This window comes from Chamaesiphon sp. VAR_48_metabat_135_sub, from assembly GCF_031418915.1.
Classification (GTDB): domain Bacteria; phylum Cyanobacteriota; class Cyanobacteriia; order Cyanobacteriales; family Chamaesiphonaceae; genus Chamaesiphon.
Genome location: NZ_JANOJV010000324.1, coordinates 1 through 6,213 on the forward strand (window position 1 = coordinate 1; position 6,213 = coordinate 6,213).

Annotated in this window: 7 protein-coding genes and 1 pseudogene; 4 read left to right on the forward strand and 4 right to left on the reverse strand. The window is 43.8% G+C overall.

Annotated elements, in window-relative coordinates:
- Positions 1-30 precede the first annotated feature (30 nt).
- The 3 genes from RMO55_RS22040 to folE all read left to right on the forward strand — a co-directional run bounded on the left by RMO55_RS22040 (position 31) and on the right by folE (position 2,788).
- On the forward strand, positions 31-1,047 hold the full coding sequence (locus RMO55_RS22040; RefSeq protein ID WP_310430282.1) for an acetyl-CoA carboxylase carboxyltransferase subunit alpha: 1,017 nt from the start codon (positions 31-33) through the stop codon (positions 1,045-1,047).
- Between the two features lie 250 nt (positions 1,048-1,297).
- Positions 1,298-2,029 (forward strand): SDR family oxidoreductase, encoded by a 732-nt coding sequence (locus RMO55_RS22045; protein WP_310430276.1) that lies wholly within the window; start codon positions 1,298-1,300, stop codon positions 2,027-2,029.
- A gap of 96 nt (positions 2,030-2,125) precedes the next feature.
- A complete protein-coding gene (gene folE, locus RMO55_RS22050) occupies positions 2,126-2,788 on the forward strand; it encodes a GTP cyclohydrolase I FolE (RefSeq protein ID WP_310430277.1) in 663 nt (220 codons plus the stop codon).
- A 77-nt stretch (positions 2,789-2,865) separates the two neighbouring features.
- Here the strand turns inward: folE and RMO55_RS22055 are convergent, their stop codons facing one another.
- Positions 2,866-3,012 (reverse strand): DUF2256 domain-containing protein, encoded by a 147-nt coding sequence (locus tag RMO55_RS22055; RefSeq protein WP_310430278.1) that lies wholly within the window; start codon positions 3,010-3,012, stop codon positions 2,866-2,868.
- A gap of 27 nt (positions 3,013-3,039) precedes the next feature.
- Between RMO55_RS22055 and RMO55_RS22060 the strand changes: the two genes are divergently transcribed.
- The gene (locus RMO55_RS22060) at positions 3,040-3,825 is read left to right on the forward strand and encodes an RNA methyltransferase (protein ID WP_310430279.1); all 786 of its coding nucleotides are present in this window, start codon (positions 3,040-3,042) and stop codon (positions 3,823-3,825) included.
- A 26-nt stretch (positions 3,826-3,851) separates the two neighbouring features.
- Here RMO55_RS22060 and RMO55_RS22065 read toward each other — a convergent pair whose 3' ends face one another.
- From RMO55_RS22065 to RMO55_RS22075, 3 genes and pseudogenes are all read right to left on the reverse strand, one after another.
- Positions 3,852-4,448, reverse strand: coding sequence for a hypothetical protein (locus RMO55_RS22065; protein WP_310430280.1), 597 nt, complete (start codon positions 4,446-4,448; stop codon positions 3,852-3,854).
- 147 nt (positions 4,449-4,595) lie between these two features.
- Positions 4,596-5,822: a type II secretion system F family protein gene (locus tag RMO55_RS22070; protein WP_310430281.1), complete on the reverse strand. Its 1,227-nt coding sequence runs from the start codon at positions 5,820-5,822 to the stop codon at positions 4,596-4,598.
- Between the two features lie 100 nt (positions 5,823-5,922).
- Positions 5,923-6,213 (reverse strand): annotated as a pseudogene (locus tag RMO55_RS22075) (twitching motility protein PilT); the annotation flags it as partial.

The following is a 6,213-nucleotide window of genomic DNA, read 5'->3' on the forward strand; positions in this document are numbered from 1 at the left end:
CCACACCCCCACACCCCCACACCCCCACACATGTCTGCCTCCAACGAAAAAAAACCTTTCCTCTTAGAATTTGAAAAACCGTTAGCAGAATTGCAACAACGGATCGAGCAAATTCGCGAACTTGCTGAAGAAAGTAGCGTCGATGTCTCCAGTCAAATTCGACAATTGGAGAGCAAATACGTGCAACTGCGTGACGAAATTTTTAGTAGCCTCACTCCCGCACAACGGCTGCAACTGGCTCGACATCCCCGTCGTCCCAGTACGCTGGACTATATTCAAGCGATCTGTGATGAGTGGATTGAATTGCATGGAGATCGTCGGGGTAAAGACGATCCAGCTTTGGTTGGGGGTGTGGGTAAATTAGCGGGTATTCCGGTAGTGTTATTGGGACATCAAAAAGGACGGGATACCAAGGATAATGTGGCGCGGAATTTTGGGATGGCTGCGCCAGGTGGCTACCGCAAAGCAATGAGGCTGATGGAACATGCCAATCGGTTTGGGATGCCAATTATTACTTTTATCGATACGCCAGGGGCTTGGGCAGGGCTTGAGGCGGAGGAATTAGGTCAGGGTGAAGCGATCGCGTATAATCTGCGTGAGATGTTTCGCTTGGAAGTACCAATTATTTGTACGGTCATCGGTGAAGGTGGCTCTGGTGGGGCATTAGGCATTGGTATTGGCGATCGATTGATGATGTTTGAACATGCAGTCTATTATGTCGCCAGCCCCGAAGCTTGCGCCTCGATTTTATGGAAAAACTCTGTTAAATCTGCGCCAACTCCCGCTCAAGTTGCGGAAGCTGTCAAAAATACTGCTCAAGCTGCGGAAGCTCTCAAAATTACTGCCAAGGATTTAAAGAACTTGGGCATTCTCGACCAGATTTTACCAGAACCTCTGGGTGGCGCACATGCCGACTCGATTCGGGCTGCGGAAGTTCTCAAAGGTGCGATTTTAAAGAATATCCAGGAATTGCAATTGCTCGAACCTAGCAAACTTCGATCGCTCAGATATGATAAATTCCGACAGATGGGAGTATTTAATGAGTAATGGGGAGTTGAAAGTTGAAAGTGAACTGGTTAAATCGCAGACAGAAAGGGCTAGAGTGCCGATCTTGCAGTTGAAATGTTTGGCAGCTTCGTGGGTAGTTTTCAGCTAATTATTAGCTCCGATAGACACTTATACTTATATCACCTTTCAACTTTCCACTATTGACTCCCCACTACGAAGATAACTGTTATAATAAATTCGTAACAAAAATTTACATATTGTTCTTAACTGGGCAAATTTGCTGGACGAGATGAATTCGATCGCAAAAACTAATCGAACGGCACTAATTACAGGAGCGAGCAGTGGCATCGGCAAAGCCACAGCTTTAGCATTTGCCAAAGCAGGAATAAACCTAGCCTTGGTGGGTCGTTCTCAGTCTAAACTAACGGCAGTGGCGCAAGCAGCAGAAGCTGTAGGCGTGACAGCCAAAACCCATGTGGTAGATTTATCTAGGCTCGATCGAGTGTCAGCTAAAATTGCCGAGATTGCCGCAGCATCTGAGAATTTAGACATCCTGATTAATAATGCAGGGATGGCTTATACCGGATCGATCGCTGACAGTCCGCTAGCTGATTGGCAACAAGTCATCGACTTGAATTTAACCAGTGTCTTCCAATGCGTACAAGGGATTTTACCTCATCTACGCCAGCGAAAATCTGGAGTAATTGTGAATATTTCTTCGATCGCTGGAAAGCAGGTATTTCCAAATTGGGGCATCTACTCTGTGAGTAAATTTGGGTTGATGGCACTTACCCAAGCAATTGCGGGAGAGGAAAGAGCAAATGGTATTCGCGTAACGGCGATTTGCCCTGGATCTGTCAACACACCGATTTGGGACACAGAGACTGTACAAGCTGACTTCGATCGGTCTGCCATGCTGACAGCCGAAATGGTCGCCGAAGGCATCCTTTACGCCGTTCTTGCCCCTGCTGGTGCAGTAGTCGAAGAACTGACAATTATGCCCAGTGGTGGAGCGTTGTAGTTCATCACTATTCAAGAAAGTGCGCCGCTAGCAAGATATGAGTCTACTGACAAAGGTTCCATTACTTTGTATTTCTAAATCTATATCAGATCGAACATGACTATCACCAACGATAAACTCAATATCAATCCTAGACCCGATCGCAACACCCACAATGGCGAACCAGTAAAAATTCAAGATCCGGAAGTCAGTCTCGAAGACATGATGGACTCGGTACGCCAGATCATTTTGGGCGTAGGCGAAGATCCAGATCGAGAAGGTTTATTAAAGACTCCTAAACGGGTAGCTGAATCGATGCGATTCCTCACTAGTGGCTACAAGCAGTCGTTGGATGACATCATCAACGGTGCTATCTTTGACGAAGGTCATAACGAGATGGTCTTAGTTCGGGACATCAACTTTTTTAGCATGTGCGAACACCATATGTTACCGTTCATGGGTAGAGCGCATGTTGCTTATATTCCTAACCAAAAGGTAGTAGGATTGAGTAAGCTTGCCCGAATTGTGGATATGTATTCCCGTCGGATGCAAGTCCAAGAAAGACTTACCCGTCAAATCGCTGAAGCTCTCCAAGAAGTATTAGAACCAAGAGGTGTTGCGGTAGTCATGGAAGCCAGCCACATGTGTATGGTGATGCGTGGTGTCCAGAAGCCTGGTGCATGGACAGTAACTAGTTCGATGGTGGGTGCATTCCAAGAAGATCAACGGACTCGAGAAGAGTTTCTCAATCTGATTCGTCATCAACCATCTTTCATGTAGGCTTTAGGGGATTATAAAGGATTCAAGATAAATCGTAGGGTGTGTTAGGCGATAGCCGTAACGCACCAAACTATCATTCACGATCCTTTCCTCTTCCTACATCGATCGGAACAATATTTGACATCATCCCAACAATCTTCCCATTTTTTGCGCCAAGTGAAAGACAGTTGACAAACAGTGCAGATTTTTGTGGGAAGATCGGACTTAGGTCTATGTTTGGGCATATTTAATTATCGATCGATAAACTTACCGTGAATAACTTGCTTCATCATATCCGGATTGTCCTAGTAGAACCAGCCGGTGCTTTAAATATTGGCTCGATTTCGCGGGTGATGAAGAATATGGGATTGACACAATTGGTAATTGTCAATCCGCAATGCGAAGTTTGTGGCGAAGAAGCCAGCCGAATGGCAGTACATGCGATCGATCTATTGGAAACCGCTCAAATTGTCCCAGATTTACCCACTGCGTTAGCAGGTTGTACCAGAGTAATTGCCACTACCGCCAGAGCGCGAGCCATCCCGACGCAGTTAGAGACACCCAGACAGGCTTTGCCCTGGCTCATCGAGAGCAACGAACCCACCGCCTTAATCTTTGGACGAGAAGATAGTGGTTTGACTAATGCCGAGTTAAATTATGCCACCCGCTACATTCGGATTCCAGTTGGCTCTGAATATAGTTCGCTCAATTTAGCTCAAGCGGTAGGTGTTTGCGCCTATGAATTGCAGATATGTGCAAATCCTGTCGAAGATAACTTATCAAATTTTCGATCGAATATACCTCCAAACTTAGACATTGCACCCGTCGAGTTGATAGAAGGTTATTATCAACAATTAGAGACTTTACTATTAGAAATTGGTTATCTCCTTCCCCATACTGCTGCTCACCGGATGGAAAAAATTCGGCGGCTATACAATCGCAGCCAACTTTCACCAAATGAAGTAGCTTTATTAAGAGGAATTTTACGACAAGTTCACTGGTCGATCGATTCCACTAATTCAGTTAGTATTCATGCGGACAAAAATGAAGGCTTCTAAAACTATTGGATTTTGACTCACCATTACTAAAGATCTGATAACTCAGTACCTCGATCGGGTAAAGTTAATTCAGCTACATGTATTTGCTGAATGGGCGCAGTCACAAATGGTAAGTGTGCCCCTGTTAATCCTTCTTTAATGCTTCGATCCGATCGATCGAATAAAATAAATAGTGGATAAAGATGTTCGGCACTCTCGCAGATAATATGTCGATAATATTGTGGCATTACCCACTCATAATCGTGGTCTAATAATACTTGAGTCTGTCGCCACCGCGCTAGTAAATCCGAAAGATCTTCTTCAGGACGATGGATGAAGATAATAATTTCCCCACCCATCTTAATTTTCCATTCAGGATCGCACATCAGATAAGCAAGATCGCAAGGAAGTAAGATAGTTTTAGAAGTAGTCGTAATTGGGGAAAATCGATCTACTTGTTGTCCTAATGGAACCTTGCGAAGTTTGACGACGGGTAAAGGCATCGTCATCAAACTTTCTTCCGATCTTCTAATGCTCGGAATCATCTCTAGATATGGACGATACTGTTTGAGCAATTCGACTGCTTCAGTATGATTGCTATATTTAGATAAAAGTTTTTCGTAGTCTGATTTGTGGATAGACATATTGAATTAGTGGAAAGTTGAAAGTTGAAAGTTAAGTTTTTGATGCTGGACAATTGTTGACATCGCACTGATAAAGTATCTCTTCAATCTGTCAGAATTTAATCCCCCACAATAAAAGCTCACTTTCAATTTTCAACTTTCAACTTTTTAACCGAGTTTCTCGAATACTTTGAACATTGGTAAGTACATCGAAAGCAAGATTACGGCAACCATCCCAGCAAGGAATACCATCATAATTGGTTCTAGTACACTGGTGAGAGCTTTGACAGCTTGTTCGACTTCATCTTCATAGAAGTCAGCAACTTTCATCATCATCGTGTCTAATTCCCCAGTTTCTTCGCCGATACTAATCATTTGAATCGCTAGTGGTGGGAAAACCTTTTCCCGCATGAGAGCATTACTTAGCATTCCCCCTTGTTGAACTTCGACTTTAGACTTTTCGATCGCATTAGAAATTACTTGATTACCCGCAGTATCGCGGACGATATCGAGAGAGTTGAGAATGGGCACACCAGATCGAGTCAACGTACCAAAAATTCGACAGAATCTGGCAGTGGCAGATTTTTCATTCAAATCACCCAGAATCGGCATTTTCAAGAAAAACCGATCCATAGTCAATTTACCGATCGTGGTTTTATAGTACTGATTATATGCAAAAATCAATCCACCAACAGTGACAATCGGAATCGAAACCATCCAACTAGTTAAGACTCCACTCACACCCAACATAAACAGTGTTAAACCAGGTAATTCTGTGCCTAAACCTTTGAAAATACCTGCAAATACTGGAATTAAGAAAATCGTCATCCCTAAAAAGACCAAAAGTGCCAAAATTCCCACGGCAACGGGATAAGCCATCGCCCCTTTGACTTGATTTTTGAGTCGAGACATATCTTCAAGCACTTTAGCCAAGCGGTTGAGGACTTCATCAAGTACCCCACCCACTTCTCCAGCTTGCACCATACTGACATAGAGCGTATCAAAACAGTCTGGGTGTCGGCGCATCGCATCGGAGAGGTTAATCCCCTGCTGGACATCGATACTAACTTGAGCGAGCACCTTGCGCAACTTGGGATTACCACACTGTTCAGACAAAACTGTCAAACATCTCACCATCGCCACACCAGCATTTACCATCGCCGCAAATTGGCGAGAGAATACAGCTTTATCCCTTACTGTCACGGGATTCATCGCCGCTTCAATATCTTGCATGTTAATCTTGGTAACATCAAAAGACTTGGCTGGTCTGATATTTTGAATAAATTGATATTTTTTCTTGAGTTTTGTACGTGCTGATTCTACTGTTTGAGCATCAACTTTCTCTTGTTTGGTATTACCTTGAGAATCGCGGACTTCAGCTATAAAGGTTGGCATAAATTTAGGTATTAGGTATTAGGTATTAGGTATTAGGTGTTAGGTGTTAAGTGTTAGGTATTCGGGGGATGCAAGCATCCTAAAGCCTGAAGCCTAAAGCCTAGTTTCTTCCATTCGCCGCCATTGGAGTAGCTCCAATGAGACGTTGGAGTTCATCAGGTCTGGAAGATTTGGAAACACCAACTTCAAAGGAAATGGTGCCTTCACGAATATGTTTGGCAAGGATCGATTCCATTGTATTCATCCCCAGCTTGGCTCCAGTTTGAATCGCACTATAGATTTGAGCGGTTTTACCTTCACGAATCAGGTTGGCGATTGCTGGAGTGACGATCATAATTTCTTGAACCATGACTCGTCCGAATTCACCTGGTTTAGGTTTTTTCTTCTGGAC